The 20,418-nt window shown below is 50.1% G+C and carries 18 protein-coding genes, 1 tRNA gene and 1 rRNA gene; all 20 read left to right on the top strand.

Annotated features, from left to right (window positions below; translation table 11 throughout):
* Window positions 1-337: 337 nt before the first annotated feature.
* On the top strand, window positions 338-1,372 hold the full coding sequence (locus ACTNDI_RS02410) for a branched-chain amino acid aminotransferase (RefSeq protein ID WP_441099161.1): 1,035 nt from the start codon (window positions 338-340) through the stop codon (window positions 1,370-1,372).
* 228 nt (window positions 1,373-1,600) lie between these two features.
* Window positions 1,601-3,220: an aminotransferase class I/II-fold pyridoxal phosphate-dependent enzyme gene (locus tag ACTNDI_RS02405; RefSeq protein WP_441099160.1), complete on the top strand. Its 1,620-nt coding sequence runs from the start codon at window positions 1,601-1,603 to the stop codon at window positions 3,218-3,220.
* A 38-nt stretch (window positions 3,221-3,258) separates the two neighbouring features.
* Entirely contained in the window at window positions 3,259-4,011 is a 753-nt protein-coding gene (locus tag ACTNDI_RS02400) for an exodeoxyribonuclease III (RefSeq protein ID WP_441099159.1), read from the top strand.
* Between the two features lie 194 nt (window positions 4,012-4,205).
* Window positions 4,206-6,089 carry a Type II secretory pathway, pullulanase PulA and related glycosidase gene (locus ACTNDI_RS02395; RefSeq protein ID WP_441099158.1) on the top strand — a complete coding sequence of 628 codons (1,884 nt, stop codon included), beginning with the start codon at window positions 4,206-4,208 and terminating at the stop codon, window positions 6,087-6,089.
* Window positions 6,086-6,640, top strand: coding sequence for a DUF5662 family protein (locus tag ACTNDI_RS02390; RefSeq protein WP_441099157.1), 555 nt, complete (start codon window positions 6,086-6,088; stop codon window positions 6,638-6,640). Before ACTNDI_RS02395 ends, ACTNDI_RS02390 begins: the two co-directional genes overlap by 4 nt.
* A complete protein-coding gene (locus ACTNDI_RS02385; RefSeq protein ID WP_441099156.1) occupies window positions 6,637-7,956 on the top strand; it encodes an aspartate kinase in 1,320 nt (439 codons plus the stop codon). The genes ACTNDI_RS02390 and ACTNDI_RS02385 overlap by 4 nt, the downstream gene beginning before the upstream one ends.
* Window positions 7,957-8,067: 111 nt before the next feature.
* Window positions 8,068-8,763 (top strand): UMP kinase, encoded by a 696-nt coding sequence (gene pyrH, locus ACTNDI_RS02380; RefSeq protein WP_441099155.1) that lies wholly within the window; start codon window positions 8,068-8,070, stop codon window positions 8,761-8,763.
* Window positions 8,764-8,785: 22 nt separating this feature from the next.
* Window positions 8,786-9,340 carry a ribosome recycling factor gene (gene frr, locus ACTNDI_RS02375; RefSeq protein WP_441099154.1) on the top strand — a complete coding sequence of 185 codons (555 nt, stop codon included), beginning with the start codon at window positions 8,786-8,788 and terminating at the stop codon, window positions 9,338-9,340.
* 191 nt (window positions 9,341-9,531) lie between these two features.
* Window positions 9,532-10,233: an isoprenyl transferase gene (locus tag ACTNDI_RS02370; RefSeq protein ID WP_441099311.1), complete on the top strand. Its 702-nt coding sequence runs from the start codon at window positions 9,532-9,534 to the stop codon at window positions 10,231-10,233.
* 58 nt (window positions 10,234-10,291) lie between these two features.
* Window positions 10,292-11,128: a phosphatidate cytidylyltransferase gene (locus ACTNDI_RS02365; RefSeq protein WP_441099310.1), complete on the top strand. Its 837-nt coding sequence runs from the start codon at window positions 10,292-10,294 to the stop codon at window positions 11,126-11,128.
* 64 nt (window positions 11,129-11,192) lie between these two features.
* Complete coding sequence (locus ACTNDI_RS02360) at window positions 11,193-12,341, top strand: 1-deoxy-D-xylulose-5-phosphate reductoisomerase (protein WP_441099153.1); 1,149 nt, start codon at window positions 11,193-11,195, stop codon at window positions 12,339-12,341.
* Between the two features lie 15 nt (window positions 12,342-12,356).
* Window positions 12,357-13,658, top strand: coding sequence for a site-2 protease family protein (locus ACTNDI_RS02355; protein WP_441099152.1), 1,302 nt, complete (start codon window positions 12,357-12,359; stop codon window positions 13,656-13,658).
* Between the two features lie 237 nt (window positions 13,659-13,895).
* Window positions 13,896-14,453: a phosphatase PAP2 family protein gene (locus ACTNDI_RS02350; protein WP_441099151.1), complete on the top strand. Its 558-nt coding sequence runs from the start codon at window positions 13,896-13,898 to the stop codon at window positions 14,451-14,453.
* A gap of 194 nt (window positions 14,454-14,647) precedes the next feature.
* Window positions 14,648-14,731, top strand: a tRNA-Leu gene (locus ACTNDI_RS02345).
* A gap of 212 nt (window positions 14,732-14,943) precedes the next feature.
* A complete protein-coding gene (locus ACTNDI_RS02340; RefSeq protein ID WP_441099150.1) occupies window positions 14,944-16,341 on the top strand; it encodes a sensor domain-containing diguanylate cyclase in 1,398 nt (465 codons plus the stop codon).
* Window positions 16,319-16,885, top strand: a complete 567-nt coding sequence (locus ACTNDI_RS02335; protein ID WP_441099149.1) for a DapH/DapD/GlmU-related protein — start codon at window positions 16,319-16,321, stop codon at window positions 16,883-16,885. The genes ACTNDI_RS02340 and ACTNDI_RS02335 overlap by 23 nt, the downstream gene beginning before the upstream one ends.
* A 639-nt stretch (window positions 16,886-17,524) precedes the next feature.
* Entirely contained in the window at window positions 17,525-17,917 is a 393-nt protein-coding gene (locus tag ACTNDI_RS02330) for a GntR family transcriptional regulator (protein ID WP_441099148.1), read from the top strand.
* Between the two features lie 170 nt (window positions 17,918-18,087).
* Window positions 18,088-18,783 carry an ABC transporter ATP-binding protein gene (locus ACTNDI_RS02325; protein ID WP_441099147.1) on the top strand — a complete coding sequence of 232 codons (696 nt, stop codon included), beginning with the start codon at window positions 18,088-18,090 and terminating at the stop codon, window positions 18,781-18,783.
* Window positions 18,777-19,559, top strand: coding sequence for a hypothetical protein (locus tag ACTNDI_RS02320; RefSeq protein WP_441099146.1), 783 nt, complete (start codon window positions 18,777-18,779; stop codon window positions 19,557-19,559). Before ACTNDI_RS02325 ends, ACTNDI_RS02320 begins: the two co-directional genes overlap by 7 nt.
* A gap of 645 nt (window positions 19,560-20,204) precedes the next feature.
* Window positions 20,205-20,418: ribosomal RNA gene (locus ACTNDI_RS02315) — 16S ribosomal RNA — on the top strand; the annotation flags it as partial.

Below are 20,418 nucleotides of genomic sequence, written 5' to 3'. Positions count from 1 at the left end.
GTGCTCATACCTGTTGCCTTCGAAATCGCATACAGTCTCTTACACACGCTTCGCGCGTGACGATCCTGTCTGCGTTTTCGAAGAGCTTATACAGTAAACGGCCATACGATAAGTCGTGACACATACTGTATAAGCTATGGATTGCTCCGTGCTTCACACCGCTCCATGCTCATACATGTTAGCGTCGTTCAGGCATGCAGTTTTCTGTGCATGCTTCGCATGCCCGAAAACTGCCCGCTTGACGACGGCTTTATACAGTAAACCTTTTCGTTTTTTTGTTTGCAAAGTGAAATTTTGGTGTATAATATCAACAGATTATCATTAGGAGGACAAATCAATGGCTACAAAAGATATTGACTGGGGAAGCCTGGACTTTAATTACAGAGAAACAGATTACAGCTATGTCTCCATGTACAGAGACGGAAAGTGGGATGAGGGCAGGCTGACGAAGGATCACACAGTTACGATGAGTGAGTGCGCGGCGGTTCTTCAGTATTCTCAGTCCTGCTTTGAAGGCCTCAAGGCATATAGAACGAAGGACAACAAGGTGGTATGCTTCCGCCCGGATATGAATGCGCAGCGTATGTATGACTCCTGCAAACGGCTGGAAATGCCGCCGTTCCCGGTTGATCGTTTTGTGAAGGCTGTTGAAGAGGTGGTAAAGGCGAACGTTGACTGGGTACCGCCATATGGCTCCGGCGCAACGCTCTATATCCGTCCTTATATGTTCGGATACAATGCGGTTATCGGAGTAAAGCCGGCTGAGGAGTATATGTTCCGTATCCTCGTGACGCCGGTTGGCCCGTATTTTAAGGGCGGAGCAAAGCCGGTTGTTGTGCGTATTCCTGACTTCGACCGCGCCGCGCCGCATGGAACCGGTGGAATCAAGGCCGGCCTGAACTATGCGATGAGCCTTCACCCGATTATGGAGGCGCACAGAGAGGGATTCAACGAGAACCTGTATCTGGATCCGGCAACCAGAACAAAGGTGGAAGAGACCGGCGGAGCAAATGTAATCTTTATCAAGGACAACGGGAAGACACTGGTAACGCCGAAGTCCGATTCGATTCTTCCGTCCATCACCCGCCGTTCCCTCTGCTATATTGCCGAGAATATGCTGGGCATGAAGGTGGAGCACAGACCGGTTATGTTCAGTGAAGTACCGGAATTTGAGGAAATGGGTCTTTGCGGAACCGCAGCCGTTATCAGCCCGGTAGGACAGATCAATGACCATGGCAGAATCATCAACATTCCGAGCGGCATGGAGAAGATGGGACCGGTTCTCACAAAGCTTCGCAGCACACTGACAGGTATTCAGGACGGAGAGATCGAAGGACCGGAAGGCTGGGTTCATGAGATAGACGTTGACTGAAGAAAAGTGAATCCGTGACGTTCTTTTTACAGGTTAATTGAATTAACAGAAAATTGATGCTAATATGAGACTGTCGCATGATATGCATACAGTGAATCAGCGGACCGGCCGCAGGAGGAACACGTACTGCGGACCGGGATAAGCAGAGAAGATTTTGATTCACGGGTAGGCTCAATGCGGTGGTCTCATTTTTTGTGAGCCCGGAAGAAAGACAGAGAGGCATCATAAGTGAATCAGAATAGTACACCGATTTTGGACGCAATTGAAAATTTCCGCAGCGAAAGGCCGGCATTTTTCCGTATTCCGGCGCATCGCTTTGAGCGCGGAGCAGACCCGAGAGCTTTGGAAGTGCTCGGGGAAAGGGCGTTTATGAGCGACCTTACGGAGGCAGAGGGACTGGATGATCTGCATCAGCCGGCGGGACCGATCCGGGAGGCTCAGGATCTGGCTGCAGAAATCTGGGGATCGGATCATTGCTGGTTTCTGGTGAACGGTACAACGTGCGGAAATGAAGCTATGATTCTCGCCTCCGTACAGCCTGGTGAAAAGATCCTGGTTCCAAGGAATGCACATAAATCTGTGCTGATGGGCCTGATTTTGAGCGGAGCTGTTCCGGTATGGGTAAACACGGAGACGGTTCCCGGATGGAATATTTCCGGCGAAGTGAAGCCGGAGGAGATTGAAAAGGCACTGGAGCGGGACAGCGAAATCCGGGCTGTCTTTGTGGTGAGCCCGACTTATTACGGGATCTGTTCCGATTTGCGGAGAATTGCGGACATCTGTCACCGGCATGGGATTCCTCTGCTTGTCGACGAGGCACATGGATCCCACCTGTATTTTTCGGACGAGATGCCGGAAGGAGCGATCCGGGCAGGGGCGGACGTGGCGGCACAGAGCATTCACAAGACATCCGGAAGTATGACGCAGAGTTCAATGCTTCAGTGGAAGAGCCGTTTTATCTCGCGACAGAGGCTGGATGAGTGTCTGAAGCTCGTGATGAGCACGAGCCCGAATTATCTGCTCATGGGTTCACTGGACGGAGCACGCCATAATCTTGCGCTCCATGGCGGAGAACTGATGAGCAAATCGATGGCGATGGCAGACATACTTCGTGAGGAGCTTGCGCGGATTCCTTACGTGGATGTACTGACGACAGATGTGTGTTATGAGATGTCCGGAGAAGAAAAAATTGCCCTTGCGACTGCAAAGTCAGCGGGAATTCCTGTGGAAGAGCTTCTCGGGAAGGGAAAAAATGTGCCGGAACACCTGACGATGGATCCGCTCCGGATCGTTTTTTCGGCAAGGAGAGCGGGAATTACAGGTTTTCGCCTGCAGAGACTGCTCTATGATAAGGGCAGAGTCAGCACGGAACTGGCAGATTTTGAAAACGTAGTGGCAGTCGTCACGTGGGGAAATAACGGCGACGATATCCGGCGGCTGGTAGAGACACTGAAGAAGATCCTGAGGGAACAGACGGGCTGCGGCACAGAGGACATTCCGAGGGAAAGTGCGGAAGAAATTGGGAGCTTGTCGGACGGGAGACGCGAGGACTATCTCAGGCATGCTGCATCTGTGCTTCCCCAGGTGGTAATGACACCGAGAGAAGCTTTCTACAGTGAGAAGATTCTGGTGAAATGGGAAGATGCGGTCGGCAGAGTTGCCGGGGAAAGCATCATCCCGTATCCGCCGGGGATTCCGCTGATCTGCCCGGGTGAGGTGATCACCAGGGAGATTTTCGACATTGTCCAGCGGTACAGGGAAAACCGGCTGCCGATCCACGGACCTGCGGACCGTGATCTGGAAACCATGAGGGTCATCCGATATCGAACAAAGCTGGATATCACCTGAGGATGGCATGAGGGAAAAATATTAACCGGGAGGTATGCATGAAATTTATATCCTGGAATGTGAATGGGCTGCGAGCCTGTGTGGGAAAAGGATTCAGGGAGTATTTCGACAGCACCGGCGCGGATTTCTTCTGTATTCAGGAGAGCAAGCTTCAGGCTGGTCAGATCGATTTTGCGCCGGAGGGCTATTACTGCTACTGGAATTATGCCGACAGAAAGGGATATTCTGGCACAGCGGTTTTTGCAAAGCAGGAGGCGCAGAATGTCACTTACGGGATCGGAGTGGAGGAGCATGATCATGAGGGACGCGTGATCACTCTGGAATATGAGAAGTTCTATCTCGTGACCTGCTATACGCCAAATTCCCAGAGTGAACTGAAACGGCTGGATTACCGGATGCGCTGGGAGGATGATTTCCGCGCATATCTTCACGCCCTCGCGGAGAAAAAACCGGTGATTGTCTGCGGGGATCTGAATGTGGCGCATGAAGAAATCGATATCAAAAATCCGAAGACGAACCGCAGAAATGCCGGATTTACCGATGAAGAGCGGGAAAAGATGACGGAGCTTCTGGATTCGGGGTTCACGGATTCCTACCGCTGGCTGCATCCTGATAAGATTGAGTACTCCTGGTGGTCGTACCGCTTCCGGGCGCGTGAGAAAAATGCGGGATGGAGAATCGATTATTTCCTGATCACCGATAATCTCAGGGATCATGTCACCGATGCAATCATCCACACAGATGTGATGGGATCGGATCACTGCCCGGTTGAGCTGGATCTTACGATATGATTTCAAACCGGATGAGATCGGATTCGGGGAAGCCGGCTATCTGACAACAGGTATGGGATGAAGCTGCGAAGCAGCGAAGTGACGCGCAAGCGGCACGAAAGTGCGAATATGCGCGGGCGGGTGAGCCACATTTGCGCACACACAGTGTGAAGCGGTTTACCTGTCTGTGATCAGGGAAGAACCGGAGGAAGAGAATGGCAGAGAAGACAGAATTCAGGGTAACACCATCAGATCCGGAAAGACTTGGAGTGCACGGCATTACGACGAACGGAGTACGGAACGGAAACCTGTTCGCCTGCGTGATTCCGGAAGGGAAGCGGGCGGAGCTTCTGCTCTATCATACAGGGGAGATTGAGCCTTGTCAGGTGATTCCTCTCGAGGAAAAATACCGGATCGGCGACATCAGCGCAGTCTTTGTGGAGATGGAGAATGCGGGAGCGTATGAATACAATTATCGGGTAGAGGGGAAGACCGTTGCGGATCCCTATGCCAGATCTGTTCGTAGAATCACAAATCCGGTCAGCGGGGAGGAAGAGTACCGGTGTTCCATGAAGGTCTATTTCAAGGCAGGAACAGAGCCCCTCAATATACCCTATGAGAACAGTATCTTCTACAAACTTCACGTGAGAGGCTTCACAAAGACCCGGCCGGCGGGCGTGAAGCATCCCGGAACATTTCTCGGCGTCACGGAGATGATCCCGTATCTGAAGGACATGGGGGTGACTTCGCTGATCCTCATGCCGTGCTATACGTTCGAAAATCAATCAGATGAGGAAAAATATTATTATCTGGATCAGCAGGTGCAGGTGAAGGAACCGGAGAATAATGCGGACCCGGTTTTGAATTACTGGGGGTACACGAAGGGACTTTATTTTGCGCCGAAGAAGGCTTACTGCGCCACGGATAATCCGAACAAGGAGTTCGCGGAAATGGTGGATGTCCTCCATGAGGCCGGTCTGGAATGCATCCCGGAGTTCTATTTTCTTCCGGAAGCGGATGCAAGACTTGTCACTGATGTGCTGCGCTACTGGCGCCTTCACTTCAAGGTGGACGGTTTCCATCTGGTCGGCGACGGGAGCTGGATTCACGCGGCCGTTACTGACCCCCTGCTTCGGAGAACGAAGCTGATTACCTCCGGCTATGATACCTCCGTGCTGTACGGAGGCAGAAAACCGGCTTTCCGGAACCTTGCGGCTATGAATCCGTCCTACGAGCAGGCAATGCGCCGGTTTCTGAAGGGCGATCCGGATGTCGGTACGGACGAGGCCGGCTGGTATCTCCGGAGAAACTCCGAGGACCAGGCATTCATCAATTATTTTGCGGATCAGGACGGCTTCACGATGTATGACATGGTTTCCTATGAGGAAAAACATAACGAAGCCAACGGTGAGCAGAATCACGACGGGACGGATTTCAACTTTACCTGGAACTGCGGGGAGGAGGGGCCATCCAGAAAGAGCGCGGTTCGTGCGCTGAGGCGGCAGCTGCTCAGGAATGCGTTTCTCATGCTGATGACCAGTCAGGGTACACCGATGCTCTACGCAGGGGATGAGATAGAGAACAGCCAGGGCGGGAACAACAATGCCTGGTGCCAGGACAACCGCACGGGCTGGGTTACCTGGAGCAGATCAAAATCAGCGAGAGAGATGCATGATTTTGTCAGGAAGGCCATTGCGTTCCGCAGAGAACATCCGGTCCTCCGATCCGCGCGGGTGCTGCGGATGGCGGACTATAAGGCCTGCGGATTCCCGGATCTTTCATTTCACAGCGAGGTGGCATGGATGAGCGCTTCCGGAAAGACGAAGACAGGGCTCGGTGTCATGTACTGCGGACAGTATGCGGAGAAGACGGACGGGACATCGGACGACACGATCTATATCGCGTACAACATGTACTGGCAGATGCAGCGGTTCGCGCTTCCGGACCTTCCAGAAGACCTCCGGTGGGTGATCTGCGCGGATACGTCGCGTGAGCAGGCGTTTCCGGAGAAAGGCACAGAGATGGAAATCGATTCGGACGAGAAGTCGGTGGAGGTATCTCCGAGGAGTATCGTGATCTTAATGGCGGTGCGAAAATGAAGAAAAATTACGCGTGGCAGCATTTCAAGACAATTACACATCATAAATGTCTGGTTCTTCATTATTGTTTCCGGATGGGGCTTTACTGGCAGGGAATCGTGCATGATCTGTCCAAGTATTCTCCTACGGAATTCCGTGAGGGGGCCAGATACTGGCAGGGAACCAGAAGCCCGAACAACGCGGAACGCGAGGATACGGGAGTTTCCCTTGCCTGGCTTCATCATAAGGGACGCAACAAGCACCATTTCGAATATTGGATTGACTATGGAATAAACTGTGATACAATCATCAAAGGCGTGCCGATTCCCCGCAAATATGTGGCGGAAATGGTCGCGGACCGTATCAGCGCATCCAGAGTGTATCTGGGAGACAACTACAATGACTGTGCTCCCTATGAGTACTGGAAGAAGGGCAGAGACAAGCTATGGTTTGTCGATGATTCCGTGAAGAATCAGCTTGATCTGCTGCTCGGGATGCTGGCAGAGAAGGGCGAAGACGTAACTGTTTCTTACATAAAACACACATTTTTGAAGGGTGGACAACAGGAATGAAAAAAGTAGTGAAATTCGGTGGAAGTTCTCTCGCAAATGCTGAGCAGTTCAAGAAGGTCGGAGAAATCATCCGGGCGGATGAGGGCAGACGCTATGTTGTCCCGTCAGCACCCGGCAGACGGTTCAGCAATGACACCAAGGTTACCGATATGCTGTATGACTGCTACCATCGCGCGGAGGAAGATCAGGATTTCTCCGACGCGCTTCAGAATATTCGCGATCGCTACGATGAGATCATCAACGGACTGGGATTGTCTCTCAATCTGGACAGTGAGTTCGAGACAATCGCTGAAAATTTCCGCAGCAAGATCGGAACCGATTACGCTGCGTCCAGGGGAGAGTATCTGAACGGAATTGTGATGGCGGAATACCTCGGATATGAATTTGTCGATGCCGCAAGAGTAGTGGCCTTCGATGAAGAGGGAAAGTTTGACGCGGTAAGGACAGACAAGCAGATGGGTGCGGTGCTTGAGCCTCTTGAGCATGCGGTGATCCCGGGATTCTACGGCGCAAAACCGGATGGTACCGTTGAGACCTTCTCCCGGGGCGGGTCCGACATCACCGGATCCCTTGTGGCAAAGGCGGTTCATGCGGATCTGTATGAAAACTGGACGGATGTATCCGGCTTCCTGATGGCTGATCCGAGAATCATCAAGGATCCGGTTACCATCAATACCATTACCTATCGTGAGATGCGCGAGCTTTCCTATATGGGAGCAACAGTTCTTCACGAGGATGCGGTATTCCCTCTCAGAAAGGAAGGAATACCGATCAATGTTCGAAATACAAACCGTCCGCAGGATCCGGGCACGATGGTTGTCGAGAACACCTGCAACAAGCCGAAATATACCATCACCGGTATCGGCGGCAAGAAGGGATTTGCTTCCATCACAATTGAGAAGGCGATGATGAACGCGGAAGTCGGATTCGGCCGCAAGGTGCTTGAGGTATTCGAGGACTGCGGGATGACGTTCGAGCATACACCTTCCGGTATTGACACCTTCTCTGTGTATGTCAACCAGAACGAATTCGAGAAGCATGAGCAGCAGGTTATCGCCGGACTTCACAGATCCGTTCATCCGGACATGATCGAGCTGGAATCCGATCTGGCGCTGATTGCAGTCGTGGGCAGAGGAATGAGAAGAACGAGAGGAACCGCGGGACGGATTTTTGCTGCACTGGCTCATGCGCATGTCAATGTCAAGATGATCGACCAGGGATCCTCCGAGCTGAACATCATCATCGGTGTGGAAAACCGTGATTTTGAGACGGCGATCAAGGCGATTTACGATATCTTTGTTGTTTCACGGCTGTAATCGTCAGATTTCATAGCGATAAGGGATTTCTTTATGCTATAATATAAGCAGTTGCCGTACGAATCATTGGCGGCAGGGTCCGTAAACAGAAGAAGAACAAGGAGATCGTGCATGAAAAGACTATTGCTGAAGCTCAGCGGAGAAGCGCTTGCAGGAGACAGGAAGACTGGATTTGACGAGGAAGTTGTAACAGGTGTCGCGAAACAGGTTCGGAAACTGGTGGATGACGGCTTCCAGATCGGGATTGTTATCGGAGGCGGAAACTTCTGGAGAGGCCGCTCCAGCAAGAATATCGACCGCACGAAGGCGGATGAGATCGGTATGCTTGCGACGGTTATGAACTGCATCTATGTGTCCGAGATTTTCCGGTCACAGGGGATGATGACATCGGTCCTGACACCCTTTGAGATCGGCGGAATTACGAAGCTGTTCTCGAAGGATCGAAGCAATAAATATTTTGCGCACAACATGGTTGTATTCTACGGAGGAGGAACGGGCAGCCCGTATTTTTCGACAGATACCACCGCCGTTCTCCGCGCGATTGAAATCGATGCTGACGAACTGCTTCTGGCGAAGGCTGTCGACGGCGTCTATGACAGCGATCCGAAGAGCAATCCGAACGCAAGGAAGTACGATGAAGTTTCGATTCAGGAGGTCATCGACAAACAACTTCAGGTGGTGGATATGACCGCGTCGATCCTGGCAAAGGAGAACAGGATGCCGATGGTAGTATTCGGCCTTGACGGGGAAGACAGCATCGTCAATGCTGCGCACGGGAAGATCACCGGGACAAGGGTGACCGTGTAAGAGACCAGGGAGGAATTTTACAATGAATGAGAGAGTAAAGGCATACGATGCCAAAATGGAGAAGACACTCGCAAACCTTGCAAATGAGCTCGGCGCTATTCGTGCCGGCCGTGCGAATCCCCATGTCCTGGATCGTATCACGGTTGACTATTACGGCGCTCCGACACCACTGAATCAGGTGGCGAATATTCAGGTTCCGGAGGCCAGAATCATTCAGATTCAGCCGTGGGAATCCTCCATGATCAAACCGATCATCAAGGCAATCCAGACGTCTGATCTCGGCATTAATCCGAATACGGACGGCAAGGTGATCCGCTTGATTTTCCCGGAACTGACAGAGGAGAGACGTAAGGAGCTCACAAAGGAGACAAAGAAGAAGGGCGAGGAAGCCAAGGTGGCTGTCCGCAACATTCGGCGGGATGGCAATGAGGCCTTCAAGAAGCTGGAGAAATCCGAGGATCTGTCCGAGGACCTCATTGCGGAGCTTCAGGATGACCTTCAGAAGGCAACCGATAAGAGAATCAAAGAGATCGACAAAGCTGTGGAAGAGAAGTCCAAAGAGCTGATGAAAGTCTGATCGGCACAGATGGCTTCGTGAAACAGAAATGAGGGGGAGCTGACGTACGAAATGCTTGTTGTATCATTTGCCGCAGAGGTTTTGCTCCGGGGCATTGTGCAAAAAGGTATTTCGCACGGCAGCTTCTTTCTGTACTTGCTGCATTTACTGCAGCTGGAGGAAAAATGAAAGAAGAAGACCGGCTTGAGGGCCTGAAGGTCCCGAACCATATTGCGATTATTCTGGACGGCAACGGAAGATGGGCAAAGCGCAGAGGAATGCCGCGCAGTTACGGGCATATTGTCGGCTGCAATAACCTGGAGAAGATGTGTGATGAGATCTGCGAAATGGGGGTAAAGTATCTCACGGTCTATGCGTTTTCCACCGAAAACTGGAAACGGTCGGCGGATGAGGTGAAGGTGCTGATGAATCTTTTTCGGAAGTATCTGAGGCGTGTCGAGATGAAAGCGCACAAGAACCGGATGAAGGTGCGGATCATCGGTGATCCTTCCGCGCTTGCGCCGGATCTCCAGGAAGAGATCCGCGAGGTTGAGGAGGCATCTGCAAATTACGATCAGATGTATTTTCAGATTGCCCTGAATTACGGTGGAAGAGATGAGATCGAACGCGCGGTCACAAGGATTGCGGAGGATGCCAGAAACGGCAAGCTTCCGGAGGGACGGGTGACCGGAGAGATCTTTGAGAGATATCTGGATACAGCCGGAATACCAGATCCGGACCTTCTGATCCGCACAAGCGGAGAGCAGAGGATCTCGAACTTTTTACTGTGGCAGCTGGCTTACACGGAATTTTATTTTACCGATGTGGCATGGCCTGATTTTCATAAGAAGGATCTGATTGAGGCGATCGAAAAGTATAACGGGCGGGACCGTAGATTCGGAAACGCAAAGTAAGGACAGCAGGGAGGAAATACAAATGTTTTATATTCTCGGCCTTGTCGGGGTACTTGTGATGCTTGTCGTTCAGTATCTGACAAGAAAGACGACAAATTCTTTTCTCACAAGACTGGTCAGCGGTGTGATTCTGGTTCTGATCGCGCTGATGGGAATCAATGCCGGAGGATGGGTGCTCTATCTCATCTCTCTCGCTCTGGCTCTGATCGGCACATTTGAATTGTACCGTGCCCTCGGCATCCACAAGGGCGGCAGGACGATCGATATGCTTGAACTGTTCGGATATATCTCGGTGGTTCTCTACTATGTGAGCCTCGTTTATATGTGGGGCAGTTATCAGGTGTTCGCAATCATCTGCAGCCTGGTCATCGTGATGTTCGTCTATGTATTTTCTTATCCGAAGTATAATGCCCGTCAGATTATGGAGACGTATTTCGGTGTGATATATGTGGGTGTTATGCTGTCCTTCGTCTACCAGACCCGGTGTCTTGAGGGCGGACAGTTTATTGTCTGGCTTATTTTCCTGTGCTCATGGGGATGCGATACCTGCGCCTACTGCGCGGGAAGACTTTTCGGCAAACATAAGATGGCGCCGGTGCTCAGCCCGAAGAAGACCATCGAGGGAGCCATCGGGGGAGTCGCCGGAGCAACGATTCTGGGCATGATCTATGCATTTCTCACACGGGGACCGGTGATGGAATATATGATCATCTGTCTCGTCGGGGCGCTGATCTCAATGGTTGGCGATCTCTCGGCATCTGCGATCAAGAGGAATGCCGATATCAAGGATTACGGAAAGCTCATACCCGGTCACGGCGGTGTTCTGGATCGCTTTGACAGTGTGATCTTTACCGCTCCGATTATCTATTTTCTGGCAGTGACACTGGTAAAGTGAGCATAGTTCGGACGGAAGCTCCGGTGAAGTGAGCAGAAGTGCGGCAGAAAGGGGGCAGGCAGGAATGAAAAAAATAGCCATCCTGGGTTCGACCGGATCAATCGGGACCCAGACGCTGGATGTGGTGAGGAACAATGGGGATATCCGCGTGGTTGGAATTTCCGCGGGACACAATGTAGATAAGGCAGAAGAGCAGATCCGGGAATTTCATCCGGAGATTGCGGTTATCTACGATGGGCAGGCGGCGGAGGATCTCAGAATCAGAGTCCGGGACACGGATACAAGAGTGCTGTCGGGCATGGACGGACTTCTGGAGCTGGCGGTGATGCCGGATGCGGACATTCTGGTCACCGCTATTGTAGGGATGATCGGGATCCGTCCGACACTTGCCGCCATTGAGGCCGGAAAGGATATTGCTCTTGCCAATAAGGAAACCCTGGTGACGGCGGGACATCTGATCATGCCGCTGGCGCGGAAGAAGGGCGTGCGGATTCTTCCAGTTGACAGTGAGCACAGCGCGATTTTCCAATGTCTGCACGGCGAGGACAGAAGGCAGATACATAAGCTCCTCATCACAGCCTCCGGAGGACCCTTCCGGGGTAGAAAAACAGCAGAGCTTTCGAACATCCGGCCGGAGGATGCCTTGAAGCATCCGACGTGGTCGATGGGAAGAAAAATTACCATTGATTCCGCGACACTGGTCAATAAAGGTCTTGAGGTCATGGAGGCCCGATGGCTGTTCGATGTGCCGCTGGAAAGAATTCAGGTCGTTGTCCAGCCACAGAGCATCATTCACTCTATGGTGGAATTTGAAGACGGGGCGGTTATGGCACAACTCGGTTCTCCGGATATGCGGCTGCCGATTCAATATGCGCTCTATTATCCGGAGCGAAGATATCTTCCGGGAGAGCGGCTTGATTTCACAAAGCTGCGCTCCATCGAAATCGATGAGCCCGATATGGAAACCTTCCGGGGTCTGCCGCTTGCAATTCAGGCGGCGAAAGAAGGCGGCTCAATGCCGACGGTCTTCAATGCAGCAAACGAGGAGGCAGTGGCTCTTTTTCTGGATCACAGAATCGGTTTTCTGGATATCTATCGCATTATCGAGGGGGCAATGAACAGACACAGAACGATTGAGAATCCGGATCTCGGGCAGATACTCGGCGTTGAGGCAGAGACGAGGAGACGGATCTCGGAAGAATGGTACAGATAATATAGGGGAAACGTATTGAAATATATCATCGGAATCCTGGTGCTGGGACTTGTTGTTCTTTTTCATGAGTTCGGCCATTTTATCCTGGCGCGGAAAAATCACATCGTTGTTGAAGAGTTTGCCATCGGCATGGGACCGAAGATTTTGTCGTTCAAAAGCAAAAAGAGCGGAACGGTCTTTGCGTGGCGCCTTCTTCCCTTCGGAGGATCCTGCGCGATGCTGAATGAAGATGAAGGAGAGGAGATCCCCGGCAGCTTCATCGGCGCTCCGGTGTGGAGGAGGGCGCTCGTCGTCGCGGCAGGACCCGTCTTCAATTTTATTCTGGCATTTCTGCTGTCTCTTGTGATCGTCGGGGCAACGGGAGCGGACCCGGCAGTAGTCGCGGAGGTTCCGTCCGGCACACCGGAGGCAGAGGCGGGTCTTCGCGCCGGGGATGAAATCGTATCCTACAATGGAGAGTGGATCGTAAATTCCAGGGATTTCTATATGGATCTTCTGATGAAGGAGATTCCGACAGATAAGATCGCGCTTGTCGTAAGGAGGGACGGAAAGAACGTCCGGATCAATTATCAGCCGTCATCACAGACAAAATACCTGCTCGGAATTCACTGGCAGGAGGCGGAAGCCGGAAGCGGCCTTCAGCTGACCATGGTGAACAAGGGAACAGCCGCCCGGAAGACAGGCCTTGAAATGGGTGATATTGTAACTGCACTGAACGGGACGAAGGTTCGCAGTACGGAGGATATCAGCAATTATCTGGAGGAGCATCCTCTGGACGGGTCTCCCGTGAAAATCACCTATGAGAGAAACGGTAAAGAAGGAACGGTGACGGTAACTCCGGAAAAGACCGTTACTGCCACATTGAATTTTTCGTATCAGTCGATCCGCGTAAAGCAGGGATTTTTTGGTGTAATCCGTTACTCCTTTTATGAGGTGATTTTCTGGATCAAGATGGCCTGGAAGTCGCTGGCAGGGATGCTGAATGGGACTTTTGGTATCAATGACATGTCCGGACCGGTGGGAATCGTCAAAACGGTAGGAGACACCTACAGCGCGGCAGCGGCAGAGGTATCGCCGGCAGCGGCTCTCCTCACGCTCCTGAGCGTAATGTCCATGATATCCGTCTCTCTGGGATTCATGAACCTGATTCCGCTTCCGGCACTTGACGGAGGAAGACTCCTTCTGATGCTTATCGAAGGCATACGCAGGAAGCCGGTTAACCGCAAGATCGAGGAAAATATCAACTTCTATGGCCTGATGGCGTTGCTGGTATTTATTGCGTATATAACGGTGCATGACATTATGAAGCTTATCTGAGCCAGACGGAGCCGCGGCGTGGCTGTCGTATATGCATCGCGATGCGCGCGGGAGTTCGCGATGCCCGCTGCACAGGGGTCGCCATATTTTCGTGAGATCGCGATGCCCGCTGCACAGAGGCCGCCATATTTTCGTGAGATCGCGATGTCTGCTGTGTTGTGGTTCGTTGTAATGGCAGGAGAACGAATGGCCGCGTGTCCTGGCGGGTTTCCGGTTAAAAGAAGAAAGGAAATAAGAATGATTTCATCAATTACGGCAATGGATGTGAGGGTACTGGTATTCTTCCGGGATCACCTGCGCTTTTCGTGGATGACACCGATTATGCAGGGAATCAGCGCCTTCGGTTTTTTCGGCTGGTTCATTCTGACGATTCTTCTGCTGGTATTTCGGAAGACAAGGGATGCGGGCAAGGTTGCCGCGGTTTCACTCGTGATTGAGGCAATTGTTGTCAATCTGATGATGAAGCTGATCTTTGCGCGTATAAGACCCTTTGATGCCTTCAACTTTTTGATGCCGATCGGAAAACTGCCGACGGACTACTCCTTCCCGTCAGGACACACGGCGAACAGCTTTGCCGTAGCGCTTTCGGCTGTACACATGCTGCCACGGAAAGAGGGGATACCCCTTGTGATCCTCGCATCGCTTGTCGCGTACTCAAGGATGTATCTTGGGGTTCATTACCCGTCTGACGTGATCGGCGGCTTTCTGGTAGCACTGGTGATCAGCCAGGCGGTGTGGTATTTCATGGTAAAGAGACCGGTGAGAATGGAATCCAAGGCTACAGAGTCCGAGTAGACTGTTGATTAATCGGTGAGGCGGCAGCGTTTCTCGCCGGACTGCTGTTATGCTGAGAAGGTCAGATGGCGGGCACGAGAAAAACTAAAATTTTTTCTCATAAATTTCAAGAAAACTGTTGACGAATCCGGGTACAGGTGCTATTATAATATTCGTTGTCGGCGAGAACAACGGCGACAACAAAATGAATAAATGCGGAAGTGTCGGAACTGGCAGACGAGCAAGACTAAGGATCTTGTGGTAGCAATACCGTGTGGGTTCAAGTCCCATCTTCCGCAGACCAAAACCGTCTGATTTCATCAGGCGGTTTTTTCGTGCCCTGAAATGCCCGAAAAGCCGCGAAAATGGGCCTGAAAAAGAGGCTTTAGATGGCGTTTTACAGAGGATGATGTCGTATCTGAAAATTACACGCTGTTTTTTCTCTAATTCGTGCTTTCTGCGACAAAATATGTTACTATATACTAATATATTTGCGCAGAAGGAGAAAATTTTGGACAAAAAGACAAAGAAGAAGGGGAGCGCACTCCGCAAAAGGTGGATCATTACCGGTATCGTTTTTTTGCTATGTGCAGCTACATTATGGCTCTTTATCGGGGCGGTACGCAGAAAATCCGCAGCACAGATGAGAGAGATGTGTCGTCTGAGCGAGCAGGCACGGATAAGCGAGCTTAACGCAGACATTGATCAGTGCAAGGATATCACGCAGACGCTGAAATTACTGCTGCAGGACAGCAACAGTGGAGAAATCCGGAATTTTACCATGATCTCCAGGAATATGCTGTACGGCCGTAATGAAGTGGCTTGCCTGCAGCTGGCTCCGGATGGAATCGTCAAGGAGACATATCCTGAGGATGCCGGATACTCGGATAAGAAAGATCTTTTCCAGGATAAGGAAACAAGGGAAATATGTGAGTATTCCAAAACATCTGGCGCAATTGTGGTTCAGGGGCCGATAGAGATGAAGCAGGGCGATTCATGTATCGTGGTGCGGAATCCTGTTTATCTGTACGGGCAGGACGGGAAGAAGCACTTCTGGGGCTTTACCATTGCGATTATCCGTGTTTCCAAGGCATTTCAGGCAGCGCTGAATTCCCTGAGTTCCTTCGGATATGATTACCACCTGTATAAGACAAATCCGCTGGAAACAAAATATCATCTGGTGAATTCTTCAAAAAGATACCTGGTGAAGCCTGAGACGGTTTCCTTTGTAAATGGTGGCTGCACCTGGCGACTGGATGTGACGCCGAAAAAAGGCTGGCAGGTTACCGATTCCTTGAAAAATTACTATTATTTCGGCACGGTAATCTGTGTTCTGATCACGGTGCTGGTATATCTGGTGCTGATGATTTCGGAGGATCGGAAAAAGCTTGTGTCGATGTCAGAGCATGACAGTCTTACCATGTTGTTAAACGGACGAAGGTTCGGCACAGATGCCGCTGCCGCTGCCGCAAAGGCAGCTTCGGACGGATGCGGATTCGGAATTATTTATATCGATCTCAACTGCTTCAAGAAGATCAATGATCAATATGGCCACCAGACCGGTAATGATGTTCTGGTGGAGGTGGCGAGGAGGCTTTCTGCGTCGGTACCATACGCATCTTACCGGCTGGGCGGAGATGAATTCGCTGTTCTTGTAACAGACGATTACACGGAGGACGGATACCGGGATATTATTCGAGGCATCAAGGCATTTTTTGAGGCGCCGGTTGTTGTAGGGAGCCATCTGATTTATGTCAGTATTAGCGCAGGATATGCGTTTTCTTCCAGAGATGGAAATGATCCGGAGAAGCTCAGGTCAATTGCGGATCAGTGGATGTATCGGGAGAAGCAGAAGTATCACAGAATGAAGGAGATAGAGAATATTGATGGGACTAAGCAAGCTTATTGAGTACTTTAAAACCAGTGATACCATTGGCGAAAATCAGGAGGCTATAGAGACTATGCGTTACTATAGCCGCGAATCCCAGAAGCTGACCATGGAATTAAATACCAGTTTTCATGAGCCGGAAGAAATCGCGGAGCTCTTCTCCAAAATTATCGGAAAACCGGTAGGAGAGGGATTTGGGCTGTTTCCTCCTTTTTATACGGATTTTGGAAAGAATATTACAGTAGGAAAAAACGTCTTCATCAATTCTGATTGTAAATTTCAGGATCAGGGCGGAATTTTTATTGACGATGATGCCCTGATCGGGCCAGGAGTTGTGCTTGCAACACTGGACCATGATTTCAACCCGGAAAAAAGACATCAGATGCATCCCGCACCTATCCATATTGGAAAAAGAGTCTGGATTGGTGCAAATGCAGTGATTACCAGGGGAGTAACCATTGGAGATAATTCTGTTGTCGCAGCAGGTGCGGTTGTAGTGCGTGATGTACCTGAAAACACGGTTGTTGGGGGCGTACCTGCCCGCATGCTCAAAAGTATTACCTGAGAATTCTCCGGTACGCCTGTAGACATTGTGTAAGACATTGCGTTACGTACCCATCGTAGCCAACGAAGTAGTGGTTGAAGCAGGAAGCTCCGACTTCTATAAGTCGGAGTAGTTCACGTCCGGCCACAGAGCACTGATGATGACGCAGCTTGCCACAGGTTTATTGTACGTGATTGCATTTTTCTTTGGGAAAAGCAGCATCGTGCTTCTGTTTGTAGTTTCGTTTTGCGCAACCGCAGTAAGTGGAAAGGAAAAAGTAAAAGAGAATAGAAAGCATTTGATTCAGGAGACCTCAGGCGGATACTGCAGAGGTCTTTTTTTACGCGAACAGTGAGCCGCAGCCGAATGCGAAGTATTCGTGTGCGGCGAGCGTCGCGATAACGAGATAAAACTCGCGCAGCGTGTTTTATCTCGTTGATGATGGAAAATACCGCGGAATCTTCAGATGTGTACTGCTTCTTACAAAGAACAAAAATGAATGTTTGTCTGCATGTAGAATCATGTTGAAATTATTTTTTGTCATATTGTATTAATCTATTGACACAGATAAGAACTCGTGATATTGTTCTAGTGTACTAAGGAACTAATACAGACATGCGAAAGAGATGATTGCAAGCCCGTAGGGAGGTGGTTATACAGATGGCATGGGAATTTAAGAACGGTATTCCGATTTATCTTCAGATTATGGAAGGAATAAAAACCCGGATTGCTGGCGGACTGCTTCCGCCGGGAAGCAAGCTGCCTTCGGTCAGAGACCTTGCTGCGCAGGCAGGGGTGAATCCGAATACGATGCAGCGGGCGATGACGCAGCTGGAGCAGGAAGGGCTGCTTTATACACAGCGGACAAGCGGAAGATTTGTGACGGAGGATGAGGAGAAGATGAAGGAATTAAGAAGCAGCCTGAGTGAGAGGTACGTGGAGGAATTGTTCACACAGCTTTCGCGGCTTGGTATGACAAGAGAGGAAATCATTTCTGAAGTCAGCCGGTGGAGACCACAGGAAGACAGGAATGTTAATAAGAATAGTGAGTGAAAATCGGATTTCAATCGGGAATGTTCAGAGTTCTAATGAGACGTCAGGCTGCCGGATTAATGAGAACAATGACCGGGTGTGACGAAACGGTGATCGAATGTAATGGAACTAAGGTTAGATGCAATGAGACAAAGTTATTTTTCATAGAAAAGGATGTAAGGAGAAAAATAATGGCAGAAATAGAATGCAGGGATCTGGTAAAAAAATATGGGGCGAAGGTCGCGCTGAATGGAGTGAACCTGTCTCTGGAGAAACAGAGAATCATCGGACTGGCGGGGCCGAACGGAAGTGGAAAGACGACGCTCATCAAGCTGATTGAGCGTCTGCTTACGCCGACATCCGGGGAAATCTTAATTCACGGATTGCAGCCGGGAAAGGAAACAAAGGAAATGGTCTCTTACCTTCCGGACCGGGATTTTCTTCCGGATTGGATGAAGGTAAAAGAACTGCTGGCATTTTTTGAAGCTTTCTATAGCAATTTTGATCGGGTTAAGGCTGAAAATCTGATGGATAAGCTGGAAATCGACTACAATTTGAACTTTAAAAAGATGTCGAAGGGGACCCGGGAAAAAGTGCAGCTGATTTTGTGCATGAGCCGTAAGGCAGAGGTATATCTGCTGGACGAACCGCTTGCCGGCGTGGATCCGGCGGCGAGGGACTACATTATTCATACAATATTGGAAAACTATAACGAGGACGGATTGGTTCTGCTTTCTACACATTTGATTACAGATATTGAATCGATTTTGGATGAGGTGATTTTTCTTCAAAACGGAAAAGTCCTTCTTCACCGGAACGCAGATGATCTCCGCGCGGAAACAGGAAGAAGCATCGATGATTATTTCAGGGAGGTATTCGCATGCTGAGCAAGTTAATCGGTTATGAAATGAAAGCTTTTGGAAGGATTCTGTTTCCGGTTTATCTGGCGATCGTAGTGGTTGCGGTACTGCTGGGCATTGATTTTCGTCTGTTTTCGGCTCCGGAAGGTGCGGCCGGATCTGTTGCGCTTACCATTATACTCGTACTTTTGATTGTGGCCGTGTTCCTTATTACGATTATTCTCTCTGTAGGGCGTTTTTACACAAATCTTCTGGGGCGGGAAGGATATCTGATGTTTTCCCTGCCGACGGGAACGGGAAGCCTGATCTGGGCGAAGGTTATTTCTTCTGTTATCTGGAGCCTGTTCAGCGTAATCGTGGCAGCTGCATCGGTCATTCCGTTTTTCCTGATCCCGTCTTTTTCTGAGGAAGTGGAGAAAATCGAAATCAGCAGCATCGTCTCAAAGGTTTTTGAAGCGGCGGCGCCGTATACGGCAACTATTGTGCTGGGAGTTCTTATCGTGATTGCTTCGACTGTTGCGGCGATCGTTCGGATATATGCGGCCATATCCATCGGACATTTATGGTCGGATCACAGAATCATCGGTGCGGTTCTGACGTATATAGGATTTGAGATTCTGGAATTGATCATAATGGCCATTCTGGGCAGCAGCCTTTTCATAACAATTAACCTTCCGGGTTTATTCCGTGCGATGGGATCAATCGGAGCGGAGGTGTCCGTTTTGCTGGGGTGTATTGTGATAATTGCGATTTATAGTATCGTTGCCTGGATCGTTCTCGACAGGAAACTCAATCTAGAGTAAGGGTGAAGCTGGAGTAAGGGCGAATCTGGAACGAAGGCTGAAACGACTGGAATTAGTGGTTTAAACAGGAAGCTCCGACTTCTATAAGTCGGAGTAGTTCACTGGCTGGATCGAGAAGAGGCTGACACATCGAGGGAGCAGATCGATTATTCAGGTAAGGCCTGTTGTATACGAACAGGATCGAAGACGGTAACGCCGGTTGAGAAAAAAGTCTCACCGGCGTGTTTGTCTTTGCGGTGTGGTCATGCCAACAAATGTCCAAATTACGCAGACAATAGATACAATAAGATGCGGTATGTTGGGCAGCCGGGTGAAAAACGCATATTTAAGGGAAATGTTAGTGATAAAAATTTTTTTCAAAAATCTACAATTCATGGTTGACATTTATATCGTACGGTGTTAAAGTACCATTTGTCGCCGAAATACAGCGACAGCATAGAAGTAACACAGAATGAACATTGACAACTGAACAGTAAAACACATCCTCGAAAATTCAAATGAAGTTTTATAAAATTTTTGTTTGAACGATCGATGAGTATTCATGAATGTAACGTTCAGATGAACGATACATGAATTGATTACGATCCTTTAAAACAGTAAAAAGGGATGAATTAGCCAAGTGTTAATTCTGAACGAATCAATCTTTTTTATGAGAGTTTGATCCTGGCTCAGGATGAACGCTGGCGGCGTGCTTAACACATGCAAGTCGAGCGAAGCACTGAAGAAGATTTCTTCGGAATGATTTTTCAGCGACTGAGCGGCGGACGGGTGAGTAACGCGTGGGGAACCTGCCTCATACCGGGGGATAACAGTTGGAAACGGCTGCTAATACCGCATAAGCGCACAGTACCGCATGGTA

It is taken from the genome of Bilifractor sp. HCP3S3_D3, from assembly GCF_052063915.1.
Lineage (GTDB): Bacteria > Bacillota > Clostridia > Lachnospirales > Lachnospiraceae > Bilifractor.
This window is presented reverse-complemented; position numbering and strand designations above follow the sequence as displayed.